Below are 15,947 nucleotides of genomic sequence, written 5' to 3'. Positions count from 1 at the left end.
CGAGAGCACATACGGCCGCTCTCCCGGGAGCCAGACGTGCCCGGCGTACCAGTCGGGCCATCCGGCGACGAGCGCGATGCGCCACAGCCCCGACGGCAGCGCGCACAAGGGGATGGCGTACGCCGCCCACTTGATGTGGCGCGGCACGTCGAGGACGGCCTGGGAGTGAGTGGGGCTCATCGCGGTGCTTCCTTTCGCCCGGGAGTTCCGGTAGCACCATGCTCACCCGCCCCCACGCGGCGCACCCGGGCCTGGAAACTCGAACTCGCCATGCTCGCCGCTGAAACGGGACTCACGATCACCGTCTGCCATCTCCCGCCGGGCACATCGAAGTGGAACAAGATCGAGCACCGCCTCTTCTCCCACATCACCATGAACTGGCGGGGCCGCCCGCTGACCAGCCATGAAGTCATCGTCCAGTCCATCGCAGCAACCACCACCCGCACCGGACTGCGGGTGCATGCCGAACTCGACACCAGCACCTACCCGACCGGAGTACAGATCGGTGACGCGCAGATGGCGGCTCTGCCACTGACCCGCCATGGCTTCCACGGCGACTGGAACTACGTCCTACATCCGCAGCCGGCCACGGCCATCCCGGCAGCCCGGGCTCCACAGACACCAGCGCGGGAGTGGAACCAGGCCCTGCTGTCCGACCCCGCGCTCACCGGCATGTCCCCGCAGGAACTGAATGACCTCACACAGGTTCTGTCCCGGGACGGAGGCGACCGACGCGGCCGCCCGCCCCGGCTCGCCTTCCCCGATCAGGTCCTGGCCACAGTGCTCCCCCTGCACCTCGCCCTGGCCGCGGAACCCTCGCCGTACTCTTCGGCAGCAGCCGCACAGCCATGCACCGCACCCTGCTGAAGATCAGGAAACTGCTCGAAGCACACGGCACCGTAATCCAACCGGCGACCACCCCACCCGCTGCCCTCGCGCCCCTCCAGGCTCGGGTCATCGCCCTGAGCAGCGATCCCGACACCACGATCAAGACGACGTGTTAATCATCTGCAAGCCCTTAGAGAAGATTCGCAGCGCCCTCGCGCGGGCGGGCGAGACGCCGAGGGCGCAGTGGAGCTGGGGCATCCTCGCCGCCGACGAGATGATCGGCCTCATCGCCCTCTTCCGCCGCTCGCCCGTCATGGGGACCATCAGCTACATCCTGCGCGAGGACACCTGGGGCAACGGTTACGCCACTAACGCCGCCCAGCAGGTCGTCGCCTTCGCCCTCACCACCGCTGGCCTAGAATGGGTGGAAGCCATGCACCACCCCGCCAACCCGGCCTCCGGCCGCGTCCTGGCTAATGCCGGCTTCACCCGCATCGGCACCACCGACCAGCCCGCCGCCGACGGGTCCGCCGTGCCGTACGAGACGTACGCGCTTCAGCACCGGACGAGCCGAAGGCCCAGGAGAGGGTTGCACCGGGAGGGGGCTGGACAGTTGTCTGCAGGGTTGTACCAGGTTCTGTCCCGCCGATCATGGGTGTGGGAGGATGACTCCCATGGCTTACATCTGAAGGGGCCGTGCCTCGTAGAACACCAGCTTCACTTCGGCCGCGGGAACGCGGCTGGGGTAGGCCGCAGGTGCGGTATCGCGATGTCCCAGGTCTGTCGGGAGCGGCGAATGCCGCTGTCCGTGTGCTCGAACGGGAGCGATTGTCTCCGGGCATCGTGGCGGTGGCGCTGAGCGTGTGGTCCATGCGCGTTCACGGTGCGAGGCGCCGGTGGAGACAATGGGAGGCGGAGTTCTCCTGCCTCTGCTGTGGCGAGGGTTGGGCCCGGGACAAGCTGCAAGCCGCTCTGTTCATGCTTCCGCCAAAGGCCGCCAGCGAACTCCGAATGCAGGTGGAGCGACTGGACGCGGTACTCCTCAGGCGAACGCATCACGAGCCGATGGCAGACCCAGGGTTGGCGTGGTGGCATCGCAGGTGCTGACCGTACCCATGCCGCCCACGGGATCGTCGGCTCTTGCGTGACTGGTCGGTCCTTCTCGGGCGGTCGCTCCCCCCGGGACCGTGTGGATGCCGGGAGCAGGCCGGTGTGGTTCTCCGGGAGTTCCCTCGCCTACGACCTGTCCCTGCCCCGCGTGCGGGAGCGCTTCACCCCTGCTGTCGGGGCGGCGGACTGGACGGCGGCGGAGCGCCTGGTGCGGGAGGCGGCGGCCGCGTTGTCCGCCTCGGGGCGCGCGGAGGGCGCAGGCGATGTGGCCGTGCTCGGGGGACCTCCTGGCGGCCGCCGCCTTACACGCCCGGGGCGGTGCGCGAGCGGATCGTGGCGGCGGCGGACGCGTTCGAGCAGCCGGCCGGGCGCCGGGCGAGCGCTCGCTTCAGGGCCGGGCGCGGGCGGGTTGGCGGGCGTCGGCGCGGGCGTTGAAGCGGGCCCGCGTACCGCCCGGGGCGGGGGTGCGGTGGTGGTCTTGAAGCTGTTGGTGGCGCTGGTGGAGGCGGTGGAGGTTTCGCGGCTGGCATGAGGCGCAGCAGTATCGCGCGCAGGACGAGGGCCGATGCGGCTGCGCCCCGCTGCGGCGCGAGGCCGCCGCGGCGGCCGGCGCACCGCCGACACGGTCGGGACCGGCGCGCACGGCGCAGACGTCACCGATGGTGGGCCGTGGCCCGACCCCGTCGGGCGCCGTTACCGGTGTGCCGCCCCGTGCTCCCGGCCCGCCGAAGGCCTGTCCGGGGAAGGCCCGCTGACCCCGCCCGCGAGGAGAGGGCACCGACCGGTGGGCAACAGCTGAAGGTGACGACGCCGGAAGGCCTGGTGCGCGACGCGATCCTGGCCTCCCCGGCCTGGTCGGACATGGCCGTCGAGATGGCCCTCCTCGACCGGCGCGGTGTCGAAGTCGCGGGGTTCCTTGCGGCCGCGCACGCCAAGGCGTCGGCGCCGATCGGGCTGTTGCCTTCCTCTGTCCGGGCAGGGCGCCGTACCGGCGGCCGGATCGGCGGCCGGATCGGCGGCCGCGGCCATGGTTCCGCGGCCGCGGTCGGGGCGCCTGCCGCGCGGCCCGTGCCGGCCCCGAGCCCGGATGCGTATGGTCGTGTCGGGTCCGGTGCTGTGGACGATCCTGGTGCCGATCGCCGGACGGCGCGGGTTCTGGCGCCGCCGGCGCGGCATCGAGCCGTGGTGGGACGACTGATCCCGTCCCTGTGAACGGAGTATGCCGTTCCCGTATCGGGCCTGATCAATGACAGAACCTAGCGGTGTTCGCCTGCTTGATCACGTCCTGTGGGCGGGCGAGGGTGCGAGGGCCATCACCGTTGATGGCGGCGTTTCCCGGCCTCGGACGAGGCGTCAGACTGTGCCCGGGCGGGCGTCGCGGGAGGTGGCCTGGTCCTGGAGGGTCCGCAGCAGGTCGAAGGCTGGGGCGTCCACGGGGCGCTGGGTGTTGCTCAGGACGATCGCGGCCGTGCCGGTCTCGGGATCGAAGCCGACGAAGGACGCGAAGCCTCCGGTTCCGCCGTTGTGCCAGATCTGCATGTGGGCACCCTGGCGGGGGTGCAGGCGGTGGGCCCGCCAGCCGAGGTGCATCCAGGAGAAGCGGTTGTCGCGGTGCTCGACCTGCCGGGTGAGGCGGACCGCCTCCGCCAGCTCGGGGCCGGCGCAGTCCAACTGGGCGCGTACGTAGGACACGAGGTCGGTCGCGGACGACCGCAGGCCTCCCGCCCCGGCCAGATCGGCCAAGTTCCACGGCGGGGTGGGACGGCGCCTGCTGTCGTGGCCCTGGGCGAGTCGGCCGGGTCGGGTGGCGTCACCCGCCACCCCGGTCGCGGACATGCCGAGCGGGGCGCACACCTGGGTGGTGACCAGTTGCTCGTAGGTGGTGCCCGCGCGGCGGGCGAGGGCCAGTCCGAGGAGGCCGGCACCGAGGTTGGAGTAGCGCACCCGTCGGCCCGGGGTGGAGCCGAGGCGGGTGTGGGCCAGCCCGGACAGCAGCACGTCCGCGGTGCAGCCTGCGTACGGATCGGGGGTGCGAGGCCGCAGCAGGGCCCGCAACAGCATGCCCTTGGGCAGCCGGGGCAGACCGGAGGTGTGGGTGGACAGGTGCCGCAGGGTGATCTCCTGTCCGCCCCGCGAGGGTACGGCCGTGCCCTCGGGCAGGAGCCGGGCCAGCGGCTCATCGAGCTCCACCGTGCCAGCGACCGCCATCCGTGCCAGACACAGCGCAGTGAACGTCTTCGTCACCGAGCCGATCTCGAAGAGCGTGTCGGCGCTCGGTGTCCCGCCGTCGGCCCTTCCGGTGGTTCCCGCCGCCGCATATGCGACCTGTCCGCCGACTACGACGGCGACAGCGACGCCGACGTGCCGTCGGGCTAGCCGCTCCGCGGTCGCCAGGGCGAGCGCGTCGAGGTTTTGAGCTTTGTCCATGTCCGGATCATGCGGGAGTGAGTACACCCGCCGACAGCGCCCGGAGACTGATTCCCGAACCGTCGCCGCGCGCCCTGAGGAGGAGAACGTCCGAGACCAAAGAGACTAGGCTGCTTCTTTCAGATCATCTGATCGTTGGTTGACGTGTGTCATTGGCTAACGCCCAGTGGGCCCGCATCGAGCCGTTGCTGCCGGATCGGACGCCGAAGCGCAGGTCATCGACGCGATCGCGTTCAAGTACCGCACCGGCACGCCGTGGATGGACCTGCCCGAACGGTTCGGCTCGTGGCAGGGCGTTCACAACCGGCTGCGGGCTTGGGCCGCCGACGGCACCTGGGCGAAGGTGTTCACGGCTCTGCTCGCACAGGCCGACGCCGAAGGCGACAACTCGACCGGGTCACCTCCGCTCGCGCGGAGAAGACGGCACGGAAGCCCTGCGACTGTCCTACCAGCGCGGGTCACCTCCGCTCGCGCGGAGAGCACGGCCGGAAGTAGGAGCGCACGGTCGGATCCCACGGCTCACCTTCCCTCGCGCGGAGAGCACCTTCGCGACCTGCAAGTCTGCAGATGCTTTGCCTGTTCTTTGCCTTGTGCGTGATCACATCGACTCTCCGTACAAGCTCAGAAGAACCGGCAGAGCGAGCCCGCGTCGCGTGCCGCAGCCGCAGCCGCAGCCGCAGCCGCAGCCGCAGCCGCAGCCGCAGTGCGCAGGCTCGGCCAGAGCGCGAGGGGCCGTCAACACTGCGGCATGAATCGCCGCGCCTGACCAAGCCGGCTTCTCCTGCGAAGCGACCCCGACGACAGCGGCAGTGGCTTCGATCATGTGTCGCAGTGACTGGCAGGGAGGGGGTGCAAGCCCGCACCCGAGGGCGACGGCAGCGCAAACAGGACACGTCCGTCCTTGCCCGGAGAACCCCCGCGGGCTGAAGAGGCCTCCCGAGGGGGCGTACCGCATTCGGGGAGCGCGACAGCACCGGAGTGGGTTCGTTTCCTCGGGAAACAGGCGGTCTCGATGGTCCGCCGCGGGCGGAGCGTGATGCTGGGGATGCCCCGGATCGGTCAGCCCCTGCCTGATGTCCGGCCGAGGAGGACGGCGTGAGTTCCGCGATGAGCGACGGCCGCAAGGCAGACTCTGACCGGCGCCGACAGCGTGTGGTCAAGGCGGTCAACGCCGCAACCCAGCGCGGGGGCCGAATCAGTGTTTCCGGCATCGCCCGGCAAGCCGCGATGGACCGCACCTTCCTCTACCCAGGCCGGGATCCCGGGACAGATCGTGCAGTCCTCGGCCTGATACCAGGACACCGGCTTCATGGGCTCGGCCGTGCGCATGAAGCCGGCGAGATTGCCGCCGGCCTACCGGGCCGTGCGCCACCCAGCATCATGAACGTGGCAGAACGACCGGCAGGGTTCTTGTGCTCGGTCGCACTGCGGGACGTGCAGAGCCATCCGTAGGAGTCATGGTCCCCAGGGATACGGATGATGTCCTGCCGGAACAGCCCGGCGTCGGACCCGGGCGCCTCCATCAGCGTGTGCAGCAGCTCCAGCCGGTCGCCGGTGGTCCGGCTCGGCTGGTCCGGGGCAACGAGGGGCAGCAGGTGGCGGACGGGCTCGTTCACTCCGGCTCACCCCAGACCGACTTCAGTGCGGAGACGAACTCCGGGGAGTGCATGTCGGGGTGCCCGTAGACCTCGTCGATGGTCTGCACCGACGCCCAGTTGCCAGCCTCCTTGGCGACCCAGCTGTCGTTGTTCGTGACGTCGAGGATCTTCGAGGTTGTGGTGTGCCGGAACACGTGCGGCTTGATACGGCCGGGAAGCTCGGCCCGCCTTCCGGCCCGCCGCAGCATCCCGCGGGCCGCGTCCGCGGTCCACGGCTCACCGATCTGCTGTCCGGCGAGCTGGATCAGGAGCATGCCGTGCCCCGTGGCGTACTTCGCGTACTCCGTCGTCATGTACTTGAAGTAGGAACTGACCATGGCCGGACTCGCCCGGTAGATCTCGCCGCCCGTGATCACGCCGTCGACCAGGCGCCAGTCCTCCTTCCTCTTCGCCCTGGCCCGGTTAGGGTTGTTCTGCCGGTGGCAGACGTGGACGTGCGGGCTCTTGCACTCACCGCAGTCGGCGTTCTCGCGCAGGTGCAGATCGACCAGGTGCAGGCCGGTCAGGCCGCCGATCCGCAGGGTCGTGTCGGACAGCCAGGTCACGACCATTTCGTCCCGGGCAGTGTTCACCGCCTCCATCAGCTCCGGCCTGGCGCCGTCCGGCAGCATCTTCGGATGGCGGCGACGTGTGCCCTGCCGCGGGGCCAGGGGGTTCGTCGGCACCGAGGTGATCGCATGCCCCAGGAAAGCCCTTCTGCGGTCCGACTGGGTGGGCAGCCGGCCTACGTCCAGCGCCTCACGAAGCTCGTTGTTGATGCCCCGCACCACGCACTGGTGCAGGTAGAAGCCCTTCAGGACTGCCGCCGAGACCGACAGGGCCGACGTGCTGTACGAACGCTTCGGCGGCAACCTCCACGGTTGCCCGTACAGCATCGGAACTTGCGCACCCACCGCCCCCTGGTAGCGGTGGAGGCCCGTCAGTTTGGTCGTCTCCGTCGTCAGCCCTTCGCGAAGACGCCACCGAAGGTGGTCGACGAGGTAGTAGGCATAGGGCTCCTGGGAACCCGATCCCCCGTAGAGACGCAGGTAGCTCTCGGCTTCTTCGTCGACCGAGCAGTCCCGACAGAGGATCGAGAACGCCCAGCTGCCGTCAGCCCGTCTGATCTTCTGGACCCGCAGGTCACCCAGCACCAACGTGCTCCGCACCAGGACTTCCTTCCGCTTCGTCGCCTACAGGGCGAACGGAAGCAAACCGTTAGTCGCTAAAGACGTCGACGAGGACCAGGCCGTGGCGTGCTGCGAAGGCGCGGGCCTGCTTGGTGAACTTGCACAAGGCGACGAAGAGCGGGACTTCTGCTCCGTGTTCGCTGCGCGCGGTGCCGTTGAACTTCTGCAGGTCCGGGCTGCCGACGGTGAGGTGCTTTGCATAGCGCTTGCACTGAACCACAAGCTTCCGACTATCCGGCAGCCGGACCATCACGTCGGCGCCCAGGTCGTTCGCCGCACCCACACGGCGTACCTTGGTGCAGTGGCTTTGTCCACGAGAACGGGTTCTCGCTCAACTTCTGTGGAGCGGTGACGCTGGATGCCGTCGGAAATCCTGCTCCAGAAGTCTTGCCTGTGATCACTCTTCCGGGGACGGGAGGTTAGCGGCCGTGTACTCCGCAGCGATGACGAAGGTGCTGGCGCAGTGAGGGCACTCGGCTCGCCCGAAGAGGTAGGTGAGTCCTTTGGCGAGCCAGTCCTGGCCGTCGCGGACGGCCGTGTCGTACATCCAGCGTCCGGTGCCGGCGAGGTCTTCGGGCGAAGCGGGCTTCAGTTCGCGCTTCTCTGTATCTCCGGCATGCCAGTCCCGGATGGCCGAGTACTGACCGTAGTCGCCGATGGCAACGGTCACCTTCACCTCGCAGCACGGGCAGCACAGATGGTAGAAGTCGTCCGCGAAGTCGCCCAGTACGGCACTCCAGTGGTACTGGCCATAGGCGGCCAGCAGGTCTCGGAAGGCATGGAGGTAGCCTGTCGGCCGCGACTTCAGTCGTTGGTCCAGCAGCTTCCGTAGTTGGGCCACCACGTCGATGCATTTCAGCAGCAGGTCGTCAGCGCCGTGGTCCTGGAGGGCTCCGCGCATGATTGACCCGGCCAGGCTCAGCGCCTCAGGACTTCTCCGACCGAGCGCCACGAGCCGTGGAAGTGCGGCGAAGCTCGCCGGAACCACGGTCTCACCTTCGAGGCACAGCGCGTCCCAAAGGTGATCCCATGCCTCGGCACCTTCATCATGTTCCACTTGGTCCAGAAGGGCGGGCACTCGGCCGGCGGACCCGAGGGGGTCGAGCACCTGCGTCCAGTCGATCACTTGGGTATTCAATCGTCCCGGAGCAGGTCATGGTCAAGCGTGGCTTGGATCGGGCGTTCGGACGCTCGTCATGAGGCGAATAGTACGGACCATCCAGCTTCCGGGGTCTGGTGGCAGGGCACATCACGAATGCGTCACCATGGCGGGAATTATGCCCTCGTTGCCCGTTTCTGGGACAGAACTGCCTGGTCAGAGCGCTAGGTTGCTCCTCTCGTACCTGGATCATCGGGTACTCGCAGAAAGACCGAGGAAGTATGGCTACTCGCTTCTCCGCGGCAAGACGCCGCGGAAGAGGGCCCTGGGGAACCACCCACTGGATAGCGGGCGGAGCGGCGATCGTCGTGACCGCCACCTTGCTCCAGAGCTCGCAGCCGGCCGACGCCGCTCCGGCCCCGGCCGCCGCGGCAAAGTCCGGCACCGTGACCGAAGAACTCAACCTCGCGCGCGCCCGGGTGGCCGCGCGGACGGCTGGGCACCGAGTGGAGGCGGTCTCGGAGCGGTCCGAGACGTCCACCACATGGGTGAACCCGAACGGTACGCTCACGACCGAGGTGGCCGCCGGACCGATCCGCTTCTACGACCAGCAGGCACGCGCCTGGCGCGCCGTCGACGTGACCCTGGGCCAGGGCCCGGACGGGGCCGTGGCGTCCAAGGCCCACCCTCAGGGACTGAAGCTTGCAGCAGGCAGCCTCCCGCGGATGGCCAAGGCCGTGCCCCAGGCCGCGCCGTCCGTCAACTACATCAGCACCGACCTCGTCACGCTGGGCGAGGGCGACCAGCAGATCACACTCAAGTGGAAGGGCGCGCTGCCGTCCCCCAAGCTGGACGGGGCCCGCGCGGAGTACACCGACGCCGTGCCCGGCGGTGACGTCGTCATCGAGGCCACCCGCGGCGGCTTCGAGCAGTTCGTCGAGCTGAAGCAGCGCCCGGCTGGCGGGAACTACTCGTACACTTTGCCTCTCGTGGCCAAGGGCCTGAAGGTGGAGCAGCAGGCCGACGGCAGTGTGCAGTTCACCGACCGCAAGAGCAAGAAGACCGCGGTCATGCCGGCGCCGGTGATGTGGGACTCCACCGTCGATCCAGTCTCCGGCGAGCACACTCGCAAGGTGCCGGTGGCGATGAAGGTCGTCCAGGGCAGGGGCACGGTCGACCTGGTCGTCACCCCGGATGCGAAGTTCCTCGCCGACCCGGCCACCAAGTACCCGGTGACCGTGGATCCCTCGACCTCCGCGCTGGGCAGCGTCTTCGACACCTACGTCCAGCAGGGCGAGACCGTCGACTGGTCAGGCGACACCGAGCTCGACCTCGGCAACCCCGGCACCAAGAACGCGAACGGCACCTTCCGCACCGCACGCTCGTTCATCACGTGGAACACGGCGCCGATCGCGGACGCGCTCGTCTCCGACGCCAAGCTGTCCCTGTGGAACTTCCACTCGGGCAACACCGACTGCGTCGCGCAGCCGTGGGAGGTCTGGGACTCCGGCACCCCGAGCACCGCGTCGCGCTGGACGAACCAGCCCGCCATGGGCACCCAGTACGCCACCTCCACCGAGACCCGCGGCAACCCCGGCTGCGGCTCGGCACCGGACGGCTGGATCAACGCCGACGTGACCACCCTCGTGCAGACGTGGGCGTCCGCGAAGGCTCCGCTGTCCAGCATGGGCCTGCGCGCCGCGTCGGAGTCGGTCGTCGGGCAGTGGAAGCGCGTCAACTCCGCGAACGCCACCTCCAACCCGCCGAAGCTGACGGTGACGTACAACTACCGTCCGCAGACCGGTACCAAGCAGGAGGCCGGCCCTCCGTTCGTCCAGGACAAGACCCCCGCCTGGCGGGTCGAGACGACGACGCCCACCCTGCGCGACACGTTCGCGGACAAGGACGGCGACACGGTCAACGGCACCTTCCAGATCTTCGACGCCGCCACCAACACCCAGGTCGGCAACACCCTGGTCTCGCCGTTCGTCCCGGCCGGCACCCCCGCCTCCGTCGTCGTACCGGCGGGCGTGCTCCAGCACGGGCGCATGTACCGCTTCCGCACCTCGCCCTACGACGGCACGCACTACAGCAACAGCTGGTCCCCCTGGTCCAACTGGACCACCTTCACGGTCAGCCCCCTGCCCGACGCCCCCCGCGACCTGCAGGCCGGCGCCCAGCAGACCCTGACGCCCATCCTCTCCGCGGTCGTCTCGTCCCCCGCCCAGACCCGCGTGAACGCCGAGTTCTCCCTGAAGGACGCGGCCGGGAACCCGATCCCCGGTCTTCCGCTCCCTGCCGTGGGAGCGGAGAGCGGCAGCCGGGCCGCCCTGGGGATCCCGGAGGGCAAGCTCACGGATGGTGCCACCTACCGCTGGTCCGTACGAGCCTGTGACAGCGTCGGCTGCTCGCCCTGGTCGGCCGAGCAGACCATGACGGTACGGGTCACGGCCCTGCCCGCCATGCCCGCCACCCAGTCCCTGGTGCTCACGGACACAGCGCTCACGGCCGTGTCGACCGCCACCGACTGCGACACGGCCGGGTGCGCCACTTCGCCGGCCGGCGAACTGCGGGTCGGGACGGTCGACGGCCACCTGTGGGCCACTCACCTGAAGGCGAACCTCTCGGCCCTGCCGCCGGGAGCCCGCGTCACCTCCGCGAAGCTGGCTCTGACCAGGTCCGACTGCACCACGCAGTGCATGCCGCAGAAGCCCGGCGTGTACGAGCTGTCCACTGCGTGGACGCCGGCACAGAGCGGCAGGGAACTCCTCACCGCGGCCGGCACTGATGCCTATGTCCTGGACACGGCCCTGCCGGAGGTCGACTTCGGCATCCTGGTGCAGTCCTGGACCGATCGCAGCACCAACGAGGGCATGGCCCTCACGGTTGGCACCGACACCGCGGCGAAGTACCACTCCGGTGCGGCGACGGACGTCGCCAATCGGCCCAGGCTGACCATCGAGTACCTGCCGCCGACCGCCCCGGGGGCGGTCAACGACGTCGTACCGACCCCGGGCGACTCGGGACTGCTCGCCACCTGGAACCCGCCCATGGACGGCGGCGCGAACGGCGACATCACGTACGTGGCGAAGGCGGAGAAGAGCGACGGCACGGTGGTCGCCACCTCGGAGGGCGCGATACCCCGCGCCGTCTTCACCGGCCTGGACAACACGCTTTCCTACCGGGTCGCCGTAACGGCGAAGAACGCCGTGGGCAGCGGCCCGGTGTCACGGAGCGCGCTGGTCCAGGGCTCCGCCGTGACCGGCGGCGCCGCACGCTACAAGGACTACGTCCAGGCCTACCTGAGCGCCCGCAACAAGGTCACGACCGGAGTGAGCCTCACCGCTGAGGACGCCGCCGCCGAATCGCCGCACGCGGACGTCTTCAGAGAACTGCTCGGCGTGCAGGAAGACCCCGTCGTCGGAACGCGCGAGGCCCTGGCGACACAGAGCCAGGCCTACGTCGGAGCCTCGTCGGCCCTGACGGACACCACGGTCCTGAACGGCCCGGAAGGCCGAGTGCTGGTGCGGAGCACCGTCGTCCAGACGGTGACCACGCGGATCGACGGCGTCGACGAGGTCTCCGAGAACTCCGGCTACAGGCGCTTCGTGTTCAACATCGTCGCGGGCGCCGCGAAGCTGGAGAGCGAGGCCGACGACATCGAGTCGGGGCAGACCCTCTCCACCACGGCCGCGGCGGGATCCCAGGTGGCCGCCACCCCGGCCGACGCCCCGAGTGTGCCGTCCGGCGTGGAGACCATAGCGCTCGGCGCGGACGGCTTCCCCCTGCCGGGTGAGCCCGAGGCCGGCATCCGTACGGCCTCCTACGTCAACGGCTCGGGCACCGCGAGCTGGGCCCTCACCCACGCGTACGACAAGCCGGAGTTCTGGGGGAACGACTGCGCCAACTTCGTGTCGAAGTCGCTGTACTACGGCGGTGGCATGAAGATGCGCGATTGGGCGTTCTTCCAGGACCGCGCGTGGTGGAAGAAGAACACGTGGACGTCGTGGAAGAAGAACAGCTACACCTGGTCCGCGGCCCAGAACCTGTTCGTCCACATGTTCAACTACCGCCAGCCGGGCTACGTCAACCGCTCGTACGATCTGCGTCCCGGGGACATACTGTTCTTCCAGTACAGGGGGGACCGCGTCTACAATCACACGGCCGTGGTGCGGGGCATCCAGGGAGGCACGGTGAAGATCGCCCAGCACGGGTACGCACCGCTCAGCACCCTGCCCGAGATCCTCGCCAGGAACGAGGGGAAGATCGTGGCGGTCGCCGCTCTGAGGCCGAGGTCCCGGTGACGCCCGGACCGGTTCTGCGGGCCGTGTTCGGCGCCGCCTTGGCCCTCGGTGTGCTGACCGGCTGCTCGGCGGACGCCAGTACCGACGAAGTGCAGTACGCCGGGGACTACAGCAGTCACCCGCCGCTCGCCGTGGTCGGGTATCCGTCCACGGGAACCCTGGGGATCACCCAGCAGGTGGTGTGGCGGATCGCAGACGGGGACGCCGACGGGCTGGCGGCCCTGGCCGACCCCGGCAAGGATCGGGGCACGACCGAGAAGACCGCCGAGAACTGGATCGCCGCCTTCCGAAAGGGCGCCGGCGGGAAGGTCACCGCGGAGTTCTACGACGAGGGTTCGTACCGTCAGACCGTAGTGCTCTACATGCACGACACCGGCCAGATCAAGGAGATCTACATCCTGCCCGTGAACATGGACGGAAAGGGCGTCTTCCGGGTGAGCATGGCCGAGCCGGAGCCCGGCGAGGCCACCGCCGTGGCGCCCTGGGTGCCGAAGAAGCCGGGCGAGCTCGGTTCGAAGATGGTCCCGTGAGCTGAACGGCGCCGGGAGCACCGGAGAGGGCGGCTGGCGTCGACATACGCGAGCCCGATCCCGAAGGAGGCGGCACGGGCTCCCGAGTGGGTTCCCAAGACTCCAGGGGCCTCGGCTCGAAGACCCCGCTTTGAGATAGCCGGAGTTCTCGTCGCTGGGGGCGTCGTTCCGTGGATCGTTCCGCGGAACGGCGCCCTTTCCCGTTGGCGAGAACAGGCTGGTCAGAGGGGTGTCGGTGCAGCGGAGACGAGTAACCGGCAAGGAAGGACCGTGCCGACTCCATGGCGGACTTCCACAACAACAGGGTGGGACGAAGCAGCTCGCAGACGACGGCGTGGACACGCTGGGGCGCCCAGCGTGCCGCCTGCAGCCGCTGTCAGCGGGCATGGAACACCGGGAAGATGGCCAACCGCGGCGACTACATGTGACCGATCGCGGGGCCTGCTCCGGGTCGGCGGCCTCCACCACCGCCCGCGACCATGCCCCGGGCCAGCGTCCGCCGGCGGGACCAGGCCCGAACCCGCAGCCCACCGCCAGGCCGCCAGAGGCACCCGCAGCCGGCCCGCGGCCTGCCCCTCGCCGTACACCTCACGCACCGAACGCACCATGAACCGCACTCCGGTCGCACAACAGGCGGCCCGACCATCGAGCCGCGCCGGAAACGTGCCCAAAGATCCTGTTTGCTGCCAATAGCCCAGATTGCGGGGTGAGTTGGGAGCGCACCGCACAAGCCGCCTACGCGTACGCGAGGGCCGGATTCACTCCTGCGGGGGACATGAAACGGGTGCTGGCACCCATCGGTGCCAGCACCCGAAGAACCAGTTCGCCGGCACGCCGCCGGCAGCGTCCTCTGCGGTCAGCCGGCGGCCGCGGCCGGGCCCTGGCCGAACCGCGGGACGTCGGCGGCGGTCACGTCCAGGCGGATCCGCTGGAACCTGAGCGGTGCCGAAAAACGCCCAAGTCAACGGCCCGATCGGCGCTGACCTCCGCCACCAGATCCGGGCGGACGAGCACCACGTCCAGAACGTCACGGCTCCCCCACGACGCCGCGAACCGCACCCCCTCGAAAGGATGCCCCGGGCCGGCCACGGAAAGGTGCTCGCCGACCTGCCTCGCCTGCTCCGGGCGCAGCGGTACGGTCCGGCCGACCGCGCGAAGCCGGCCGGCTTGGTCGTGGCGGGCGAGGACGAGGAGTCCGGGGTGGGTCAGGGTGCCGGTGACGGCGCCGATGATTGCTTCGGTGGTGTCTCTGCGGCGGACCTTGGTCCACCCACGGTACGAAGGGAGATATTTGCTGGTCAGGGGTTTGATCAGCAGGCCTTCGACCCCGGACACGTCCGTCCAGGTCTCCAGCCATTCCCGCGCCTTGGCCAGGTCCGTCGTCATCGGGACGAGCACCCATGGGGCCGTCAGGGTGCGGTCGGTGAACAACTGCTCCAGTGGGGCGCGCCGCTCCTGGTAAGGGCGTTGCAGCACCTCCACCCGGTCCTGCTGCAAGACGTCGAACGCGACGAAGTAGGCCGGCCATCGGGCGGCCAGGGCCGGGGCGCCGCGGGCGCGGTGCTGCAGCGCGGTGCTGCAGCGCCTCGAACGACAGCCGGCCCGCTTCGGCGTCCCAGACGACTACTGGGCGTTTCATCCCTGCTTGTGGGTCCAATTCCGCGCCAGGTCGGGGTGGTTTCGCCGGTCAGTCGGCGGGTCATGAGGTTGATCACCGCGACGTGGACCCTGGCTTCGGAGCGGGCCGGGAGGGCTTCGTAGTCGCGGGCCAGGCGGCGGTGGTTCATCAGCCAGCCGAAGGTTCGCTCGACGACCCAGCGGCGGGGCTGGACCACAAATCCCCTGGTCGTGGGGTCGCGTCGGACGATCTCGACGTCGATGCCGAGGGTGGCGCCGTGCTCGACGACGGCGGTCTTGTAGCCCATATCGGCCCAGGTCTTGTGCACGGTCGGGTGGTCGGCAGCCACTTTGGTCAGTAGTTGTCGGCCGGCGGTGCTGTCCTGGACGCTGGCTGCGGTGACCAGGACCGTGAGGAGAAGTCCGATGGTGTCGGTGACGATGTTCCGCTTCCGGCCGGCGATCTTCTTCCCGAACGTCCACTCCCTGGGTGGTGGCGGGGGCGGTGGTGGAGGTCTTGACGCTCTGAGAGTCGATGATGCAGGCCGTCGGCTCCGGATCGCGGCCCTCGCTGACGCGGACCAGACGGCGTAGAAGCCCGTTGAGCTGCTCGAACACGCCGTCTCGCTGCCATCGGGCGAAGTAGGCGTAGACCGTTTGGTGGGGTGGGTAGTCGTACGGGAGGTAGCGCCAGGGGATGCCCGGGCGGTCGACGTAGAGGATCGCGTCGAGGAGATCTCGCAGGTCGTGCTCGGGTGGCCGGCCGAAGGCGAGGGCGCGTGCAGTCCGGGCCTGGCGCCAGGCTGTCAGAGTTGGTTCCACCAAGGCCCAGCGAGCGTCGGACAGGTCGCTTGGATACGGTCGACGATCCGTCATATCGACGGCATACTGCAGGATCGTCACTCTGCCCAGGGGTGGCGGGAGTGGGCAGACAGATGCTCTCCGGCCTGGCCTTTTGGAATGAGACAAAACGAAGTGCACAGTTCGGGCGGACATTCGCGTGCAAGCGGCACTCCTGTCACCACAGCCTCTGGGGCCAACGCAAGAGAGCCGATCGCACACCCCGAGAACCGGGGCGAAGCGGCGATTTCAGAGACGAAACACCCAGTAAGACCGTGTCCTATGTGGTGAGGCGGGCGAGTCGCTTGTAGCAGCACAGGGCAGCGGCGAGTCCGAGGAAGGCGAGGTAGTTGCGGGGGTGGCGT

9 protein-coding genes and 5 pseudogenes are annotated in these 15,947 nt (G+C 69.2%); 7 read left to right on the top strand and 7 right to left on the bottom strand.

Annotated elements, in window-relative coordinates; genetic code table 11:
- Window positions 1-180: pseudogene (locus ACFV7Q_RS34775) on the bottom strand (hypothetical protein); the annotation flags it as partial.
- A gap of 60 nt (window positions 181-240) precedes the next feature.
- On the opposite strand from ACFV7Q_RS34775, the pseudogene ACFV7Q_RS34770 reads away from it, so the two are divergent.
- The 3 genes and pseudogenes from ACFV7Q_RS34770 to ACFV7Q_RS34760 form a co-directional block, all read left to right on the top strand.
- A pseudogene (locus ACFV7Q_RS34770) lies at window positions 241-1,004 on the top strand (ISAzo13 family transposase); the annotation flags it as partial.
- A complete protein-coding gene (locus tag ACFV7Q_RS34765; RefSeq protein WP_385434874.1) occupies window positions 998-1,687 on the top strand; it encodes a GNAT family N-acetyltransferase in 690 nt (229 codons plus the stop codon). The pseudogene ACFV7Q_RS34770 and the gene ACFV7Q_RS34765, both read left to right, overlap by 7 nt.
- A gap of 1,052 nt (window positions 1,688-2,739) precedes the next feature.
- Entirely contained in the window at window positions 2,740-3,150 is a 411-nt protein-coding gene (locus ACFV7Q_RS34760) for a hypothetical protein (protein WP_385434872.1), read from the top strand.
- Window positions 3,151-3,291: 141 nt separating this feature from the next.
- Here the strand turns inward: ACFV7Q_RS34760 and ACFV7Q_RS34755 are convergent, their stop codons facing one another.
- Window positions 3,292-4,365, bottom strand: coding sequence for a serine hydrolase domain-containing protein (locus ACFV7Q_RS34755; protein WP_385434870.1), 1,074 nt, complete (start codon window positions 4,363-4,365; stop codon window positions 3,292-3,294).
- Window positions 4,366-4,531: 166 nt separating this feature from the next.
- On the opposite strand from ACFV7Q_RS34755, the gene ACFV7Q_RS34750 reads away from it, so the two are divergent.
- Entirely contained in the window at window positions 4,532-4,963 is a 432-nt protein-coding gene (locus ACFV7Q_RS34750) for a transposase (RefSeq protein ID WP_385434868.1), read from the top strand.
- A 1,014-nt stretch (window positions 4,964-5,977) separates the two neighbouring features.
- Here the strand turns inward: ACFV7Q_RS34750 and ACFV7Q_RS34745 are convergent.
- The 3 genes and pseudogenes from ACFV7Q_RS34745 to ACFV7Q_RS34735 all read right to left on the bottom strand — a co-directional run bounded on the left by ACFV7Q_RS34745 (window position 5,978) and on the right by ACFV7Q_RS34735 (window position 8,318).
- Window positions 5,978-7,171, bottom strand: coding sequence for an integrase (locus tag ACFV7Q_RS34745; RefSeq protein ID WP_385434866.1), 1,194 nt, complete (start codon window positions 7,169-7,171; stop codon window positions 5,978-5,980).
- Window positions 7,172-7,220: 49 nt separating this feature from the next.
- Window positions 7,221-7,481, bottom strand: a pseudogene (locus ACFV7Q_RS34740) (restriction endonuclease); the annotation flags it as partial.
- 108 nt (window positions 7,482-7,589) lie between these two features.
- The gene (locus ACFV7Q_RS34735; protein ID WP_385434864.1) at window positions 7,590-8,318 is read right to left on the bottom strand and encodes a hypothetical protein; all 729 of its coding nucleotides are present in this window, start codon (window positions 8,316-8,318) and stop codon (window positions 7,590-7,592) included.
- A 341-nt stretch (window positions 8,319-8,659) separates the two neighbouring features.
- Between ACFV7Q_RS34735 and ACFV7Q_RS34730 the strand changes: the two are divergent.
- The 3 genes and pseudogenes from ACFV7Q_RS34730 to ACFV7Q_RS34720 form a co-directional block, all read left to right on the top strand.
- Window positions 8,660-10,432, top strand: a pseudogene (locus ACFV7Q_RS34730) (DNRLRE domain-containing protein); the annotation flags it as partial.
- Between the two features lie 291 nt (window positions 10,433-10,723).
- Entirely contained in the window at window positions 10,724-12,595 is a 1,872-nt protein-coding gene (locus ACFV7Q_RS34725) for an amidase domain-containing protein (protein WP_385434876.1), read from the top strand.
- On the top strand, window positions 12,592-13,125 hold the full coding sequence (locus tag ACFV7Q_RS34720; protein WP_385434862.1) for a hypothetical protein: 534 nt from the start codon (window positions 12,592-12,594) through the stop codon (window positions 13,123-13,125). Before ACFV7Q_RS34725 ends, ACFV7Q_RS34720 begins: the two co-directional genes overlap by 4 nt.
- Window positions 13,126-14,034: 909 nt before the next feature.
- Here ACFV7Q_RS34720 and ACFV7Q_RS34715 read toward each other — a convergent pair.
- Together ACFV7Q_RS34715 and ACFV7Q_RS34710 are read right to left on the bottom strand one after the other, a co-directional pair.
- Window positions 14,035-14,622, bottom strand: a complete 588-nt coding sequence (locus tag ACFV7Q_RS34715; protein WP_385434860.1) for a hypothetical protein — start codon at window positions 14,620-14,622, stop codon at window positions 14,035-14,037.
- Between the two features lie 161 nt (window positions 14,623-14,783).
- A pseudogene (locus ACFV7Q_RS34710) lies at window positions 14,784-15,618 on the bottom strand (IS5 family transposase); the annotation flags it as partial.
- Window positions 15,619-15,947 lie beyond the last annotated feature (329 nt).

Source organism: Streptomyces sp. NPDC059851 (assembly GCF_042732005.1).
Lineage (GTDB): Bacteria > Actinomycetota > Actinomycetes > Streptomycetales > Streptomycetaceae > Streptomyces.
This window is presented reverse-complemented; position numbering and strand designations above follow the sequence as displayed.

Bases quoted from the DNA above. Each gene is read 5' to 3' on its own strand.
- ACFV7Q_RS34755 (WP_385434870.1), bottom strand. From the start codon at position 4,365: ATGGACAAAGCTCAAAACCTCGACGCGCTCGCCCTGGCGACCGCGGAG.
- ACFV7Q_RS34725 (WP_385434876.1), top strand. From the start codon at position 10,724: ATGACGGTACGGGTCACGGCCCTGCCCGCCATGCCCGCCACCCAGTCC.